This window comes from Paraburkholderia sp. SIMBA_027 (assembly GCF_046535315.1).
GTDB classification, from domain to species: domain Bacteria; phylum Pseudomonadota; class Gammaproteobacteria; order Burkholderiales; family Burkholderiaceae; genus Paraburkholderia; species Paraburkholderia tropica.
In genome coordinates, this window is sequence record NZ_JAWRWY010001438.1 from 1 (window position 1) to 242 (window position 242).

At 64.5% G+C, this 242-nt stretch carries 1 pseudogene; it reads right to left on the bottom strand.

The features are described from left to right. A pseudogene (gene purH, locus SB764_RS43935) lies at positions 1–242 on the bottom strand (bifunctional phosphoribosylaminoimidazolecarboxamide formyltransferase/IMP cyclohydrolase); the annotation flags it as partial.

Here is a 242-nt window from a genome sequence, read left to right on the forward strand (position 1 = left end):
TGGTCACGCATAGAACCGCCGGGCTGAATCACCGCGGTGGCACCTGCCGCAATCATCGACAGCAGGCCATCGGCAAAGGGAAGGAAAGCCTCCGAGGCAACTGCAGAGCCGTGCGTCATCGGAACAGGAAGACCGAGCGCCTTGGCAGCCTCTTCAGCCTTCAGCGCCGCGATTCGGGCGGAATCGACGCGGCTCATCTGGCCGGCACCGATACCCGCGGTCTGGCCGTTCTTGGCGTAGAC